The sequence below is a fragment of the Priestia sp. FSL H7-0729 genome (assembly GCF_038005685.1).
Classification (GTDB): domain Bacteria; phylum Bacillota; class Bacilli; order Paenibacillales; family Paenibacillaceae; genus Paenibacillus.
Genome location: NZ_JBBOTQ010000001.1, coordinates 91839 through 108720, shown reverse-complemented (window position 1 = coordinate 108720; position 16882 = coordinate 91839). Strand labels below are relative to the sequence as shown.

General features: G+C 45.5%; 15 protein-coding genes. 1 reads left to right on the top strand and 14 read right to left on the bottom strand.

The features are described 5' to 3' along the window. Window positions 1–68: 68 nt before the first annotated feature. Window positions 69–734 carry a fructose-6-phosphate aldolase gene (fsa, locus tag MHH93_RS00480; protein WP_091020607.1) on the bottom strand — a complete coding sequence of 222 codons (666 nt, stop codon included), beginning with the start codon at window positions 732–734 and terminating at the stop codon, window positions 69–71. Between the two features lie 36 nt (window positions 735–770). Then, window positions 771–2294 (bottom strand): glucose-6-phosphate dehydrogenase, encoded by a 1524-nt coding sequence (zwf, locus tag MHH93_RS00475; protein WP_500052117.1) that lies wholly within the window; start codon window positions 2292–2294, stop codon window positions 771–773. A 112-nt stretch (window positions 2295–2406) separates the two neighbouring features. Here zwf and MHH93_RS00470 point away from each other — a divergent pair, with 112 nt between their 5' ends. Continuing rightward, complete coding sequence (locus tag MHH93_RS00470) at window positions 2407–3291, top strand: LysR family transcriptional regulator (protein ID WP_036672843.1); 885 nt, start codon at window positions 2407–2409, stop codon at window positions 3289–3291. An 83-nt stretch (window positions 3292–3374) separates the two neighbouring features. On the opposite strand, the gene MHH93_RS00465 is transcribed toward MHH93_RS00470, so the two are convergent. The 12 genes from MHH93_RS00465 to MHH93_RS00410 all read right to left on the bottom strand — a co-directional run bounded on the left by MHH93_RS00465 (window position 3375) and on the right by MHH93_RS00410 (window position 16699). Further along, on the bottom strand, window positions 3375–5390 hold the full coding sequence (locus MHH93_RS00465) for a chemotaxis protein CheW (protein WP_500052110.1): 2016 nt from the start codon (window positions 5388–5390) through the stop codon (window positions 3375–3377). 14 nt (window positions 5391–5404) lie between these two features. Next, entirely contained in the window at window positions 5405–5830 is a 426-nt protein-coding gene (locus MHH93_RS00460) for a chemotaxis protein CheW (RefSeq protein WP_264927214.1), read from the bottom strand. A gap of 25 nt (window positions 5831–5855) precedes the next feature. Next, window positions 5856–7445, bottom strand: coding sequence for a methyl-accepting chemotaxis protein (locus tag MHH93_RS00455; RefSeq protein WP_500052107.1), 1590 nt, complete (start codon window positions 7443–7445; stop codon window positions 5856–5858). A 553-nt stretch (window positions 7446–7998) separates the two neighbouring features. Beyond that, window positions 7999–8679, bottom strand: coding sequence for a hypothetical protein (locus MHH93_RS00450; protein ID WP_500052106.1), 681 nt, complete (start codon window positions 8677–8679; stop codon window positions 7999–8001). Window positions 8680–8888: 209 nt separating this feature from the next. Beyond that, window positions 8889–9485: a cupin domain-containing protein gene (locus tag MHH93_RS00445; RefSeq protein ID WP_500052105.1), complete on the bottom strand. Its 597-nt coding sequence runs from the start codon at window positions 9483–9485 to the stop codon at window positions 8889–8891. Between the two features lie 139 nt (window positions 9486–9624). Further along, a complete protein-coding gene (locus MHH93_RS00440; protein ID WP_500052104.1) occupies window positions 9625–10581 on the bottom strand; it encodes an aldo/keto reductase in 957 nt (318 codons plus the stop codon). Window positions 10582–10729: 148 nt separating this feature from the next. Continuing rightward, entirely contained in the window at window positions 10730–11542 is an 813-nt protein-coding gene (locus MHH93_RS00435) for a helix-turn-helix transcriptional regulator (RefSeq protein ID WP_500052103.1), read from the bottom strand. A 478-nt stretch (window positions 11543–12020) separates the two neighbouring features. After that, window positions 12021–12743 carry a GntR family transcriptional regulator gene (locus MHH93_RS00430; protein ID WP_500052102.1) on the bottom strand — a complete coding sequence of 241 codons (723 nt, stop codon included), beginning with the start codon at window positions 12741–12743 and terminating at the stop codon, window positions 12021–12023. A 10-nt stretch (window positions 12744–12753) separates the two neighbouring features. After that, complete coding sequence (locus MHH93_RS00425) at window positions 12754–13767, bottom strand: sugar kinase (protein WP_500052101.1); 1014 nt, start codon at window positions 13765–13767, stop codon at window positions 12754–12756. Continuing rightward, entirely contained in the window at window positions 13760–14515 is a 756-nt protein-coding gene (gene dagF / locus MHH93_RS00420) for a 2-dehydro-3-deoxy-phosphogluconate aldolase (protein WP_500052100.1), read from the bottom strand. The genes MHH93_RS00425 and dagF overlap by 8 nt, the downstream gene beginning before the upstream one ends. Next, the gene (locus MHH93_RS00415) at window positions 14512–15621 is read right to left on the bottom strand and encodes a DgaE family pyridoxal phosphate-dependent ammonia lyase (protein ID WP_500052099.1); all 1110 of its coding nucleotides are present in this window, start codon (window positions 15619–15621) and stop codon (window positions 14512–14514) included. Before MHH93_RS00415 ends, dagF begins: the two co-directional genes overlap by 4 nt. Then, a complete protein-coding gene (locus MHH93_RS00410; protein ID WP_500052098.1) occupies window positions 15599–16699 on the bottom strand; it encodes an amidohydrolase/deacetylase family metallohydrolase in 1101 nt (366 codons plus the stop codon). Before MHH93_RS00410 ends, MHH93_RS00415 begins: the two co-directional genes overlap by 23 nt. Between the last annotated feature and the right edge of the window lie 183 nt (window positions 16700–16882).

Sequence of the window (16882 nt, the reverse complement as noted above, 5' to 3'; positions counted from 1 at the left end):
TATGTCCTCCCAATGCTCCATGATTTATATGATTCTATTGTAAGATGAAACGAATAAATGTTCAGTGATTATTGTACTGTTTTTTTCCAGTCCGCTGCAAATTTGTCCATACCTTGATCTGTCAGTGGATGTTTGGAGATTTGTTCAATAACGGAGAATGGAACAGTCGCGATATGAGCTCCCGCCATTGCTACACGTGTAACGTGATCCGGATGTCTTACAGAAGCCGCAATAATCTGTGCATCCAGGTTATGTGTACGGAACAATTCAGCAATTTTGGTAACCAATTGCACACCATCCTCAGAGATATCATCAAGACGTCCCAGGAATGGAGATACATATGTCGCACCAGCACGAGCAGCCAGAAGCGCCTGATTCACCGTGAAGATCAACGTTACGTTGGTTTTCACGCCTTTTTTGGTCAAGTAACGGCAAGCTTCAAGTCCTGCAAGTGTCATTGGCAATTTGATCGTAATGTTTTTGTCGCTGTTGTTAATTTTGATCAATTCGTTTGCTTGTGCAATCATATCTTCGGCAGTAAGGGCATCTGGTGTCACTTCCGCAGATACGGACTCCACTTCAGGTACCAAACGCAAGATTTCTTCAATACGATCTTCGAATTTCACGCCTTCTTTGGCTACCAAAGATGGGTTTGTTGTTACACCGGACAATACGCCGATTTTGTATGCTTTTTGGATGTCTTCCACGTTAGCTGTATCGATAAAAAATTTCATGATTTAATTACCTCCAGATATAATTTTTTTTATGGTTTAGAGATTCGCATTAACCGCCAAGGGTATGCTATTTGTAACTACAGACTCCTGATCCGCCGGCTCATCAAACCACCAGTGGTGACCATCTTCTTCAAGCATAACATCTGATTCAGCCGGACCATAGCTACCTGCAGGATACAGGTGAAGTGGCAAAAGGTTTTCCTGGAATGCGTCCAGAATGGGTTGCACCCACGCCCATGACAATTCTACTTCATCCCAATGGGCAAAGAATGTTGGATCACCCAGCAAAGCATCACGAATCAGATTCTCGTAAGCTTCCGCAAGGTCACCTTTATCCGGAGAAAGATCGATATGAACCGGTTTGAATTCACCTTTATTCTCAGGATCACTTGCATTCAGTTGCAATGTCATACTCTGATCCGGACTCATCTCAATAACGAGCAGGTTTGGCTTGGAACCTTTGTTTTTCAGCACATTTGTCTGTCCTGAAGGTTCTTTGAATTCAATCACGATACGTGTTGATTTCTCCTTCATTCTTTTACCCGTACGAATGTAAAACGGAACACCGCGCCAGAAGAAATCATCAATTTGCAATTTGGCAGCAATGAATGTGTCATTCATCGTATTCTCGGCTACACCCGGTTCAGCAGCATAAGCATTGACTGGTTTACCTTGAATGCTGCCTTCTGCATACTGTCCACGGATGATGTTTGCGCCCACAGTTTGTTTTTGTAACGGCTGGATCGATTCCATAATGTGCTTTTTCTTCAATCCAACCTTTTCAGAAGAACTGTTGTATGGAAGCTGAATCGCCATCATCATAAGCAGTTGCAACATATGATTCTGGAACATGTCTCGAACTGCACCTACATGATCATAATAGGATGCACGTTCTTCGACACCTACAGTCTCATTCGCCGTAATTTGCACATTGGAGATGTAACGGTTGTTCCACAACGCCTTCATGATTGGGTTACTCTGGTGCAACGTCTCTAGACGCTGTACCATCGGTTTGCCCAAATAATGGTCAATCCGATAAATCTCTTCCTCCGTGAACGATTCGCTTAATTTGCGATTAAGATCTCTGGCGGACTGCAGGTCGTGACCAAATGGCTTCTCGATGACGAGGCGTTTCCAGCCCTCTGTGGAACCCAACCCACTTTCTTGAATGTTCTCGGCAATCGGTTCGAAAAATTCCGGACCAACCGAGAGATAAAACAAGCGATTGGACGGAATGCTCAGCTCAGCTTCTCTTTGTTCAACTAATCCCAACAGCTTTATATAATCTTCCTTATGGCTTATATTCAATACACTGTAACGGAAAGCTTTCACAAATGACTTCACAACTTCAGGATCAGCTTGGCGTCTGGAAAATTCATTTAATGATTTTTCCACTTGTGCCTGAAAGAATTCATCAGACCACTCTCTGCGCCCCAGACCAATCAATGAGAAGGTTTCCGGAAGCTTCTGCTCAAGATATAAGTTATATAAGGCAGGATATATTTTTCTTTTGGCTAAATCGCCAGTAGCACCAAATAAAACAATGGTAGTTGGTTCCATCTTACCGTTCTCCTTCCAAGTAACTCTGGTTTCTTTGTTGTAGTTACACTATAATACGTTTTGTAGCCATACAAGTAATTAATATATTTCACAGGAGCTATAGACAACATCTATGACAACAAATTATGAACTATATAAAGTCTTTTATTGGGCCGCCAAAACAGGCAGTCTGACGCAAGCTGCGAAAGCACTGTATATCACTCAACCCAGCGTCAGTCATGCCATCAAGCAATTGGAAGAGAGCTTTGGTCTCACCTTGTTTTATCGAAATTCCAAGGGTGTAGCGTTGACACAAGAAGGTGCCAGTCTGTACTCCTATATTGAACAATCCCAGATTCTGATCTCACTTGCGGAAGAAAAAATGGCCGCACTGAAGAATCTCGACAATGGTGAACTCCGGATTGGTGGCAGTGACTCCCTGTTCAAGCATTACATGCTGGCATATTTAGAGGAATTCCACACCTTATACCCTAATATCAAGCTGCATTTGAGTCACGGAACCACGCCGGAAGTCATCACCTTTCTCAAAGAAGGCAAGATCGATCTTGGTGTTGTTCGGATGCCCATTGTTGATCCACAGCTCGAAGTCAGAGAAAGCATTCAGTTGAAAGACTGTTTTGTAGCTGGAGAACGTTATGCTCAGTTAAAGGGCAAGGTCATGACACTTGAGATGCTTCTGGAGCATCAACTGATCCTCTTTTCCCGGAACAGCCGGGTTCGGATGGCTATAACTGAGTTGTTTAACAGCTATAATTACACGTTGAAGCCTGAGATTGAGGTCGGTAGCGTTGATCTGTTGATTGAGTTTGCGCGTCGAGGACTGGGCATTTCCTATGTCACACGAGAATTTATCTCCAAAGAGCTGGAAGAAGGTTCACTCTTCGAAATTCAGCTTGATGTCCCGCTCCCCCCTTCCCATGTCGGAATCATGACCAAGCGCAATATGCCAATTTCTCTGGCTGCTAATCGCTTCATGGATCTCATTTTCAAATCCTGAGTGGTTACAAGGTACAACAAAGAGCCCCACCATCCTGTTATGGATGATGAGGCTCTTTGGCCTGCATAAAGTTTATCTAATGGTTAGTGACTGACCAAATAGGACGCGTCCAAAATAAGGGCTACTTTACCATTACCCAGAATCGTTGCACCAGAAAGATGGTTCATCGCACCCAGATACGTACCGAGCGTCTTAATAACGACTTCCTGATTTCCTATGATCTCATCTACTGCATATGCTGCAATTTTGTCGACGGAACGCACAATCACCAGTGGAATGGTTTTGGATGTGCGATCTGTTCGTGAATAGTTCAATTTATCACACAGTCTGTGAAAAGGTACAATTCGACCATGATTCAGGATTGCTTGTTGCCCTTGGATCATCTGAATATCTTCAGGTGAAATTCGAACGATCTCGGCCACATTGTACATCGGCAAGATCAGAACACGACCCGATACTTTGACTAACAGACCTTTAATAATAGCTAAAGTGAGCGGCAGACGAATTGTAAACGTGGTTCCAACACCAACCTCTGTATCAATATCAATGATACCGTTGAGCCGTCCGATCTGACTACGCACGATGTCCATTCCAACGCCACGTCCTGATACTTCGCTTACAGAAGAAGCTGTAGAGAAACCGGGCTCAAATATAAGGTGTACAGCCTCCTGTGTTGTTAGGCGTGCAGCCTGTTCCTCACTAATAATGCCTTTGCCCAAGGCGGAAGCTTTGATCTTCTCTCCATCGATCCCTTTACCATCATCCGAATACCGAATGACGACATGATTTTCTTCATGAAATGAAGTTAAGGTAATACGTCCTTTGGCCGGCTTACCGTTTGCCGCACGAACCTCTACACTTTCAACACCATGATCAGCACTGTTACGGATGAGGTGGATCAGCGGGTCACTCAATTCCTCAATAATCATCCGGTCAAGCTCGGTCTCTCCACCTTGAATAACCAGTTCCAGGTCTTTACCCAGCTTTTGCGAAAGGTCACGAACCAATCTCGGGAAACGACTGAATAGTTGATCAATGGGTAACATCCGTGTCTTCATTACACCTTCTTGGAGTTCCTTGATAACCCTGCCCATATGATCGGATACACCACTAATATTCTGAATGAGTGAGGAAGGCTCTTTACGCGCACCCGATCCACTCAGATCTGCAAGGGATGTCTGATCAATTAGCAGCTCACCAACCAGGTTCATCAAATGGTCCAGTCGCTCAACACTTACACGAACTGTAGGCTGAGCAGCTTTCACTTTCTCTTCCGGGCCAGATGTACCCATATTCGTCACACTTGGTTTCTTTTGCTCTGTTTCAGAGATGAATTCAGCCGGCGCAGAAGTCGCTGCAACCTCATTGGATTCCAACATATACGGATCTATCTCCAGCACATGAATATCTGAGTCTGCAGACAACTCTGCCTTAAGTTGCTGTGGGTCCTTTGATGTAGCCACGATGAAGAGGAACTGACCATACTGCTCATCTTCATTCTGCACGCCCGGTTGGCTCTCCATGAGAGAAGTTGCAACAACCGTACCACATATGTCCTCAATGCGCTGTCGCAAAATATGATATCTTGCCGCTTTCATCATACACTTCTGCTCCAGCACAATGTGAATGGACAATAACTGCTTGCCTGACACAATAGCTACCTGTGCAACAATCGATTCTGCTGGTTTCAATTGAGGTGTAACAAGTTTCCCGACAACTGCCGGGGTTTGAATTAGATCTTTTATTTCTCGTACGACTGCTCTAAAGTCTCCATAGGCCTCTCCACGAATGTACTGATCACGAAGCACCTTCATGGCATCCAAAGAGCGGAACAACGTATCAATGAGTTCCGAAGTCATATCCGGTTTTTTCTCCCGGACCCATTCAAGGGCATACTCCACTTCATGCGTGAGATCGCTTAATTCTCGAAAATCCATTGTGGATGCCGAACCCTTGATGGTATGGGCCGCCCGAAATAGCGTTTGGACCAGTTCAACAGTAGGTGAACTCTCCAATGCCAGCAAAGACTGATCCATACGTTCCAGTTGATCATTCAGTTCTTCGATAAAGATGTCACGGTAGGCAGACAAATCCATCATTCGTGTATTCCTCCCTAACCGCCCAATATTTCGTCCAGTTTCAAAATGCCCACAAGCTTGTCTTCCTGTTGCCCTACACCATGGAAGAGCCCTTCACGGTTACGACCGTAACCTCCAGTTGGTGGATGTATTTCCGAATACGTGGTTACCTTGTTTACCCGATCCACGATCAAGCCAATATATTCATCCTGATACCGAACTACGATAATACGAGTTGCTCTGGTATCCGGTTCATCCGGCATCCCCAGCAGGTTGCGCAAGCTCATCACACATACAACCTTGCCACGCAAATTAACTACCCCTTTGATCTCTGGACGGCTGAATGGTATATCTGTAATGCTGAGCATTTTAATAATTTCGTGAATTTCTTCGATTCGAATAGCGCAAGTCTCTGCACCTACAGACAGCTCAATATATTGTTCCTTCTGAAGTGAAGACATCAATTCACCCTCAATTCAATGTGTTTTATTGGGTTTTGAAGGCAGCTGCTGAATTCGCCAGCTCTTCCGCCAGATGTGCCAAAGACTGGCAGGTTGCCGCAGTCTCTTCTGACGCAGCTGCGGATTCCTCACTGGACGCCGAGATGGATTCAACCGAGCTCATGACCTCCGCCGCTTGAGCCGCCTCTTCCTCACATGCAGCTGCAATTTCGTTTACTTTCTGCGAGGAGTTATTGACCATATCAATGATCTGATCAAATGCCTGTCCAGTCATGGAAGACTGCTCAACACTGGCTGCTACTGCCTGTACACTCTGTCTCGTGTTTTCCTGCATCGCTTTGATGATGGCAGTAATTTCTTTGGTCGCCTCACCGCTTCGTTCTGCAAGTTTCCGGACTTCATCTGCAACTACAGCGAATCCTCGTCCTTGCTCTCCCGCACGCGCCGCTTCAATAGCAGCATTTAGCGCCAGCAGGTTGGTCTGTTCAGCGATATCGTCAATCACTTCAATGATGTCACCGATTTTACGGGAATCATCTTCAAGTTTGGTCATTTTCGTATTAACAGCTTGCATGCCTTCCAAAGAAGTTCGTACAACAAGTCCACCTTCACGAGCAGTTTTCACCGTATCGTTGGACAGTTCAGCTGCTTCCTCCGCACTTACAGCGACGGAGTTAATGGCAAGTGAGAGCTCCTTGAACAATTCGGAGATATTTCCTGCCTCACTGGATTGACTTGTGCTCGTACTTGCAATTTCCTGTGTGCTGGCTGAGATCTGTTCCGAAGAAGCGGCAACACTTTGAGAGTTCATCACGATATTGTTGATTAACTCTTTCAAGTTGTCGACCATGCGATTCAATGCCGCAGCCAGTTGACCCACTTCGTCTTTGCTAGAGATGTCTGACTTAAGGGTCAGATTTCCATTGGCAACTTCCGTAGCTAGACCCAACATGGCCATGAGTGGCTTCGAAATGGAGCGAGAGATGATATATCCAATGAGGATACTGAAAAGTACGGATGCAACGACCATAACAATGGTGACTGCAAAGGAAGTTGTATAGGCTTCTTCAGACTTTGTGTTAGCCTGTTCTGCCAGGGTTACATTAAGGTTCACCAAGTCCGAGAGTGTTTTTACCACCTCATCACCTGGAGGTTTTAATGTTGATTTGAGGAATGTAATGAAAGCTGCATCATCATTTGATAACGCCATAGTGACGCCTTGATCAAATAGTTTCATATAACTGTCATACTGGGTATCTAACTTACGAAGCAATTCCGTTTCTTCCGGGGTAGTAGCAAGAGGACGATACGTAGCAATTCGCTCCTCCATGGATTGACGAATTGTAGCCATATTTTCCGTAACTCTGGTCTGTTCTGCTGCTGCAGTTTCAAAATTCAAATCTCGCACGTTAACTCGCAATCTCTGATAATCAACCTGAGCTGAGGACAGTTCTCTAACCGAGATCAGATTGTTGTTATACATCTCTTGCATTCGTTCATTCGTACTTCTCAATGTTACTACCGAGTAGACGCCAAGCGACGCGAGGATTATCGACACAATTAAAAATGCTGAGATAATCTTTGTTGCTGTTTTCAAATTGCCAAACCAATTCATGTAATCTCCTCCTAGGCATCGTAGTGTCCAGTTATGTATATAACGCTTGGTTGGTAAACCCTTCTCTAGGTCGCGCTCCAGACAACTTACGATCTATTTCGACATAAATATATTAAAACTGAATAGAAAATTTTTATTTCTATAAATTTGCACTATTATGAATTTTTATTTCAGATATAAAGAATCTTCTTTTTAATATAAATTATACTTTTTACCTATTAAATTGTTTTTCCATCTTACACTTATACGTATATTCAACACTTTGCATTGACACATACAGACATCTCCAAACAAACTTACATGTGGCATGGTCTTCTTATATTTACATATAAATATGTATAGTTCTTATGTCCAACGTCTATCGTTTCCCATGTAAAAAAATGATGTGTTATGCCATACTTACTCCACATTCCAAGACTTAAGTCTAATAAATACTTCCTCCTACTGAGTCCATTTTCCCATAAAAAAAACCAAACCCGTATCCATAAAGTTTGGTTTTGAAGCGAAAAACGTATACTTTAATTTAACACAGAAGCCATTTAAAACTAATTATTTATGTGTTATATAACTGCTCCAGTTCTATTAAGCGATCCTTAATCCTGTGTGGAATAATGCCAAACAGATTATCCCATGTCATAAACATCTCTGGTTTTAATACATATTCTTCGAACTCCATGGCAGGTACGAACGCTTTGGTCTGGAGATAACGCTCTACCTGAGCATCGATCTGTTCATTCGTTTCAAAATAACCTTGAAACAGCTCATTCACAAGTAGCCCATCACATCCGGCTTTGGAACCTGCTGCACTATACAGGTTAGGTAATAATTCAAATACAACCGGAAGTGGTGAGAAAGCATGTTTGCCAGGCTGCGAGTACAGTAGTACATGATGTCCAATCATATTGACCCGTTCCTTCAACAGTCCGCGCAGCACCTTCCCATGAAAGCTGGCTTCACAGTCTACAACCTCTCCGTCATGACCCACATAGATCCATACATGCTCCATTTCATACAAATGTCCAATCTCATAATCCCACCATATTGCATATTCAATCACATATTTCACTACCTCGCTTGGAAACTCGATGTCCCTTCTGAAAGATGGTGAAGGCCCGGTTTGATGCAACACAGAAACACCAACAAAATCCGGATAAAAGGGTTCGTTTCTGTCAAACATCAAAATAGGTGCATAACTCATTGCAATTTCAAGTGTTTCCATTTCTGACATATTCATTAAGGAGTCCTCCATTTTCGTTGGATGTTCATACTATACTACCAGAGAACATAACACACCGACTCAAACCCTTTTAATTTTTTTCTAATATAATGCCATCCCCTCCCTGAACTCCATTCGACAATTACATCCACACATCAAAAAACCTGCAACTGTGATGATCCAGTTACAGGCTCTATACTTTGATAATGAAAATAAGGCATCTTGAATTAAGACTTCAGCTTATTGGATGGTGACACGGACGTCTTGGACGGTGAGGTCGATTCATCAGAAACTTGCGTATCACATCCTATTGGCGGGCCCAGAATGGCATCATTCTTAATGGACGCAACGGCTCTGGCATACGCCTCTTCATCCAAACAGTACGCGCGATGAGCTACCTCCGGTGGTGTAGCTGCCAAGAAATCCGCTCCAAACACAATATCAGGCGTAGGTTGATCAAAGATCGTTAACACATATACATCATCTGTCTCAGCGACAAACCAATGAAACCAGCCTTTCGGGAATACCACAACCTGACCTGGTTTCAGACGATAGGTTAATCGTTCACGTGTAAACGGATTGAAGACTGACGCCGTAACTTCACCAGTGATGACGATAATCATCTCCGTAACATTGGTGTGCCAGTGCGGCTGCACAATAATTCCTTTGCTTAAGTACACGTTAAAGAAACCATTGGCAATGGTCGGCAGCTGTTCTCCAAACAACTGGGTTACATAGTTTCGTGAATCCCGCTGATAATTGACAACCGCATTGGAATCGGCAGCTAACGGAACATTCGGGGCTTGCAAAATCGGATTTATCATACGATCATTTCTCCTCCTTGAGCATACATCTCATCGTTGTACTGTATGCCGGAGAATAGAAAGTTAATACTGTTGACACATGTTATATAGAGTTCTTCATCCTGAACTGTAGGTTTCTATGAATCATGTAACTACTGAACTAGGCTTGACCAGGGAATCTGCCTCCGGCTGCAATGCCTTGAGATGATATGCGATCTATCTGCTTCATCTCATCATGCGTAAGCGAAACCTGTAACGCTCCTAAGTTCTCGTGAACTCTTTCCAGATTGCGGGTCCCCGGAATTGGAACGATATGTTCTCCCTTTGCAAGCAACCAAGCCAGAGCAAGTTGAGACACCGTACATCCTTTTTGCACAGCCATCTCTCGGATCAATCCAACCACCTCCAGATTCTTCTGAAAGTTCTCACCTTGGAAACGCGGATAGTGACGACGATAATCATCTGCCGGCAAATCGTCTATAGATCGAATCTGACCAGTCAGGAAGCCACGTCCCAATGGGCTGTATGGAACCAAGCCAATGTTTAATTCGTGCAGGACGGGCATAATCTCATCCTCAAGTTCTCGACTCCACAATGAATATTCCGTCTGCAACGCTGTAATCGGATGAACGGCATGTGCACGCCGAATGATCTCTACTGGCGCCTCGGACAAACCAATATATCGTATCTTCCCTTGTTGAACCAGATCAGCAAGCGTGCCGACGGTCTCTTCAATCGGTGTATTGGGATCAGGACGATGCTGATAATACAGATCGATATAATCCATCCCCAGGTTGTAGAGACTCGCATCTACTGACTTTTTGATATAGGCCGGATCTCCCTTGGGTCCCTGTGTGTGCGTTATACCAAATTTGGTAGCAACGATAGCCTCCGATCTCCGACCTTGCAGCGCACGCCCAAGCAATTTTTCATTCCCTCCAAATCGCTGTTTTTCATATTCTCCGTACAGATCTGCCGTATCAAACATGGTGACTCCCGCATCCAATGCACCCTGAATGGTATGTACCGATTCGTCATTATCCGGCATCATCATCACACCCAGGCCGAGCCCGGATATTCGCAATTGATCATTTCCCAGTGTTCTTGTCTTGAGCATGTGGCTCCCTCTTCTCATGTTAAAATAGAAACGTCTAATACAAACATTAAATAAATACGTTTGAACTTGAGTTCATTCTATTTCACTCCCGGGAGCCCAACCACACTCTGTTTATGCTAGTAAAGAAATTACCAGGATGAGTGAACCTTTACACGGTAACGGTAACAGGAACATAAATACAACAATGAATACCTGATTGGCTGTTTAGATTATTCATGGAAAAGATATCGTACGCATATCCAATACCATCTGTCCGATCCGTCGTTTCAAGCAGGACGCGATTGACTTGTTTCATTTCGACTTGGTGCAGATTCCAGATCGTTCGAAAGTCCACACTTTCTTCACTCAATTGTTTCACGATTCTGGCAAATTCGGGGTCACTCGGATACTTGTCATAGTACGTACGGAAAACCGCTACCGAGTGCCGAGCGAATTCCTCCCAGTTGTGCATACGCTCTCTTAGCGATGTGTCCAAAAATAAAATCCGCATCATTAAACGTTCATTCGCATTCATCGAGGTAAAGTTGAACAGGTTTGTATTGGCAGTCTCATTCCAGGCAAGTACCTCGGAACGTTCATTCGTAATAAAAGCGGGGTGAGTCAACTGACCAATAATACTCTGCCACCCTGGCTCCAGCTGAGAATACGAAGCAAGGAATTCATGTTCCTGATTAGGGTCCCATATGTCAAACAAATGATTCTTCTCTTCCAGCGTTAACTGGAGCGCATTCGCTATGCTCTCCATCACTTCTCGTGAAGCCGCGAATTCCCTACCCTGTTCAAGCCACGTGTAGTACGTTGCACTGACACCAGCCAATACGGCTACTTCTTCCCTTCTCAGACCCGGCGTTCTTCGCTGTCCATAAGATCCCGACAATCCGACTTGTTCGGGCTGAATGCGGCTTCTCCGCGATTTCAAAAACGCACCCAGTATCTTGTTGCGACTCATACCTGTGTCCATAACATCGTTCCTTTTTTATAGAGTGAATAGAAGCGAGTCAGACTCTTTCCCAAAATGGTAGCCTCTGAATAGCTTTGATATAATTCATTTATTCATATTTCTACAGAATACTAGATATCAAGTAGCTTAGCATCGATTAGTGCAGAACGAAAGGAGCGGAAGATGTAGCCGAACTTGATATGGAGATCACCAAAGCACGCAAACCGGTATGGCTTGAGGAGAACCTGAACAATCCATTTCGGGATTGGGATGGACGGGACCACATCAGAATATGGAACTGCATCAAGAAGATTCGATTAAGGTTAATCACGTGGAATTATATGAGGTATATGACTGCTTGAGGGATTTCTAGGTATTTCATTAATAAACAGTTATTTACGCAAAAAGGGGCCTGTAATAACATTGCAGGACCCTCTTTTGTATGAATACAATTTATAGCAATCTATTTTCACCTTCTAATTAAATAAAGAGATCAGCCTTAAGTGTCGTAACTAACCAGATAATGATGAAGTTCCGTGTTATAACAGCCGATACTATGCTCAATTAATCTGCCTTCTCCGTCGAAGGAGTTACGCAGGCGCTTAAGTACATGCATTCCCGGGGGAATCTTCAGCAGTTGGCATGTCTCAGGAGATGCCGGCTCTACAAAGAAACGGTCTTTGAAGTTTTCCAGCAAAATGTCGTTCTCCTCCAGTGAGTCATATAGCGATTGGATGTCTCCATTGATTCCTTCCTTCCCTTCGCCGGGCAAAGCAGCTGCTGCCAAAAAGTGTATCAGATGAATATAGGGTTGTCCGTTGAGAATGTAGAGCCTTTCAATCCGCTGGCAATATGGCCCGTAGAGACCATACTCCTTCGTACCGATATCATTGGCGAGTAACCGGGAATTCAGAACTTTCTTTTCCAGCTTATGACCCTCTTCTACGAGCAGTTCCGTAAACCGTTTGCCCTTTGAGAGCTTCTGATGAGAGGTATTGCGCATCACTATCGTTCCAACACCGCTTTTCTTCTGCACGTAACCTTCCTGGGACAGCTCTTGGACTGCACCGCGGACTGTCATTTTACTAACGCCAAATTCTTTCTCCAGCTGGGGTTCAGAGGGGATAGTGCTTCCGAGAGGATATACGCCATGTAGAATCCGATCTTTGAGAATTTTTTGGATTTGCTGATATAAAGGACCTTGCTTGCGCTTGAGAGACACTCAATGTTCACTACCTTTCAACATCTGAGGTATGGTCCGACAGCGCCCGGAGCACCTCATTCTCGGTAAAAAGCGCTGTATCGCCTTGGGTGGTATGGGCCAGCATCGCTGCTGCCACTGCCATATTAACCGTATGTTCCATCGGGTATTGCTGCAATTTCCCATGGATGATGGCGCTGGCAAACACATCGCCGGCACCGATCCGGTCGTACACCGGGAATGTCAGCTTGCGGGAAAATACGAACGTACCTTGATGATAGATATATCCTGTCAAGGAATGCGTATGGTCCGCGTTAATCTCACGGTGGGTTCCTGCTACCGTTCCGATCCCGAAGCGCTGTGCAACTTCAGGAATCGCGTGCTTCATCTGTGTTATTCTATCATATTCTCCGGTATCGATGCCAAGAATACCCTTCGCATCCTTCTCATTCATTAACACCAGATCTGCCAGCCCCAGCATTTCCTCATAATGCGGGCGGGCCCTGATATAGCCATCCGTCCCCCATAACGCAGGACGATAATTACAATCAAATACAACCTTGCCGCCAGCATACTTCACTTCCTCAGCAAGCCGTTTCATCTGCTTGCGCACGCCATCGTTCATAGCCAGCGTAATGCCACACAAATGAAGAACGTCGAGCCGGGAGGCAAGATCTTTCATATCATAATTGGCCGCATCCGCAGTATTGAAACTGCTGCCCAGCCGGTCTGTGTAAGTGACTCTGCCTGGACGGGCTCCAAAGCCATTTTCCAGAAAGTACATCCCAAGGTGTCTACCGCCGTGCCTAATAAGAGAGGTATCCACCCCAAGCTTGCGCAGATAAGCGATAGCCGCTTCGCCCACCGCAGTTTCCGGCAAAGTCGTAATAAGAGCGCCATTATGACCGTATCTGGCTAATGCTGCCGTTACATTCACCCCACTGCCGGAAAAAGAATACTCCAACCTGCTGCTCTGGACCAGCGTTTCGTAGCCCGGAACCTGGAGCCGCATCATCACTTCTCCAAAAGCAGCAATCCTAGGCATACCGGTCCACCAGCGATTTCATTGTTTCGAGCAGTCTGCGGACATCCTGTACGTTCGTACTCCCGGTCTGCGAATCAATAATTGAAGAATAGACATGTGGTATAACCTGAGGTACACCTGCCTGTAGTGCAATCTCTAGAATGGGTCCAAAGTTGTCCCGATCGATTCCGCCAGTTGGCTCCAGAGCAAAACCTGCTTCCCCACAAGCCTTGGCAACCGCACGGTACTCCTCTTCGAGCTTCAACCCCTGCATCGGATAATATTTGAGCGCGTTCCCTCCCATGTCACGAACCAGTGCAATGGCGGCTTGAACCGGAACAATGGCCTGCGGATCGGTTACTGAACTGATGGGGCCAGTCGATATATTTACATAGCCTGGTTGTCCGCATGGAGATACCAGGCAGTTAATCCAACTGTCTTTAGGTCCTAGATTGGCACGGGTTGCCCCCACTGCCGGGAATACCTGATTGATATGGCTGCCCGGATAGCTCGCGGCAATCTCCGCCACAACTGCAGCCTGACGGCTGTCTCCGGCCCCGAGTCCGATGGATACGGCATCTTGAATCGCCTGACCATATTCAGTCATGGCGACTACAGCTTTCTCCGACGTAGCATAGTTTTTGGAGAGCACACCTACAAGTACATATCCTTCCGCAGCCTGGTACACATCCTTAGCGTTTCCGATACTTCCAGCCAGTACATTTATTGCGGCCCTATTCTTATACAGACACTGCTGAATATGACTCATTCCGGTTTACCTCCCACGATTTCATGTATTCTGCTGACGATGACCTGCATATCATCCCCTTGCAGCGACCTTGGATCAATATCAAAATAACCCTGCTTGACACCATAGTCTCGGGGATACACCGCAATTGCGCCTTCTCGTAGTTGGTCATTCACTTTCTTCGCATCCACATCAGCAAGAGATGAATCAATCTGGACGCGTCCTCGGAAAATCGATCTTCCTGCTTCATCCTGCACGATGCGGACTGAGACACCAGGAAGTCTATCAAGTGGCTGAAGTGCCTCCAGCGTCAGCTTCTCTCGTTCACTATTATCCGCTTTGTCCTGATATTCCTCTAGAGCTTGAAGTAACCCAAAGATGGTCTCTTTGCCAACCTTCATGCTGCGGCCAATCCCGTGTAGCTGTACCTTTAGCCACTCGACGTATTTCATTTTACCGGCGACAATGCCGGAAGTAGGACCTTCAATAGCTTTCGACCCGCTGTAAATGGCCAGATCGGAGAATTGGATATATTTATTCAGATCCTCTTCTGCTGCCGCATCAACAATCAGCGGTACACCTCTACGCTGGGCAACCTCCCAGGCCTCTTCCACAGAAATCATGTTTTTCTGAACAGCATGATGGGATTTAACATAAAGAATGGCTGCAGTGCGTTCATTGATTGCCTGATCAATATGTTCCTTACGGCCTTCATTGGCATATCCGACTTCCACTACCCGACCGCCGCCAAGGAATATCATCGTTTCGACGGGCGCTCCATATTGCACATTATGGCCCTTTAGTATAATAATTTCATTTTTTAATATCGGTTCCTGGTGCAAACGAAGACTGAGATGTGGATCTCCGGCGGTCACAATGGCAGCCACCGACAGCGCAATACCACTGGATGCGGAGTTCACCACAACCGCGCTTTCGGAACCAAGTAACTGTTTAACATATTCTCCGGATTTGTCCACAAGATCCGCAATTTCCACGTACTGCTGTCCGCCCTGTTTCATCGCATCCATGACTGAATCCGTTGGTGCGGAAACGCCAAGGATGCTCATTCTTCCGCTGGCATTAATAACACGCTTCAATCCATACTTAGCCTGTAATGAGTGACCCATTAGCAAAAACTCCTTTCGCCTCAATATAGTGTTGCGTGACCCGGACATCTCCTTCCGAGTCCTCAAGTTGCTTTTCTCCTGCTTCCAGGGAAAACAAAGTCAGGTTTGCTGGCTGTCCCACCCTGATCTTCCCGAGCTCCGGCTTACCGAGCCACTCCGCTGGACTTCTTGTAACCGCGCGGATGACCTCTTCCAGACTGTAGCCGAGGTACAGAAATTTCGTCAGCACATTCGACATACTGTATACCGGACCATTCATACGGTTGCCTCGGTAAATGTCCGTACTGATTGTATTCAGCGCAATGCCTGCAGCCTTGGCCTGTTCTGCAATCCGGAAGGAAAAGCTCGCTGTGCCATGACCCACATCCAGATGAACTCCCCGAGCAGCCGCATTCAGTAATTGTTGCAGCGGTGTGCCATCCGGATGAAACAGATTGTTCGACTTACCGTTAAGATAATGGGTGATTACATCGCCCGACTGTAGTAGCTCCAGCACATCCGAGATCGCGGGCGGAGCAGAACCAATGTGAACCATAAGCGGAAGTTTCGTTTCCTCCGAGAGTGTGCGTGCGAGCTTGAGCGGTTGTATCCCGCTGTCTTTGACAACACTTTCGCTGATGCGGGCTTTCAGACCAACAATGAAATCAGGATAAGCCGCTACCGCCTCCAGGACCTTGGCTCGGTCAATCCATTCCAGATGTGACAGTTCATCCGTCCGTTCGAGACCAATCCTTGAAATATTCAACAGAGCATATACTTGTGTAGCTGCCTGTAGTCTTGTGGTATAGAAAGCTCCAATTCGGTCTGCACCACAGCTTCCGGCATCTACAAGTGTTGTTACCCCCTGCTTTACACCAATTTCGTCGATATCATCCCCATAGGGATCAAGCTCCTGAACGGCATGTACATGCAGATCAATCCACCCACTGGATGCATATAACCCTGAACAATCCAAAAGATTTTCTCCTTCAGCCTGGCCTGGCGGTGTTATGGCGGTGATAATCCCGTCCTGAATGGCGATATCCACGATCCGCCCGTCAACAAACTGCAAATTGCGCAGCACATTCTCTGTGCCCACTCATCCCATCTCCTTTTTCAACCCGTTATACAGACTAATTACAAAAAAAGATTCAAGACATGAAATCTGTATTTCCAAATCCTTAAAATAAGCCTGATGAGCTACTTCACTCTAAAGATTATAATGTTATAATGTTTATACTAGCACAAGTGTAATCCAGAAGAGAACAGTGATTTTAATCCG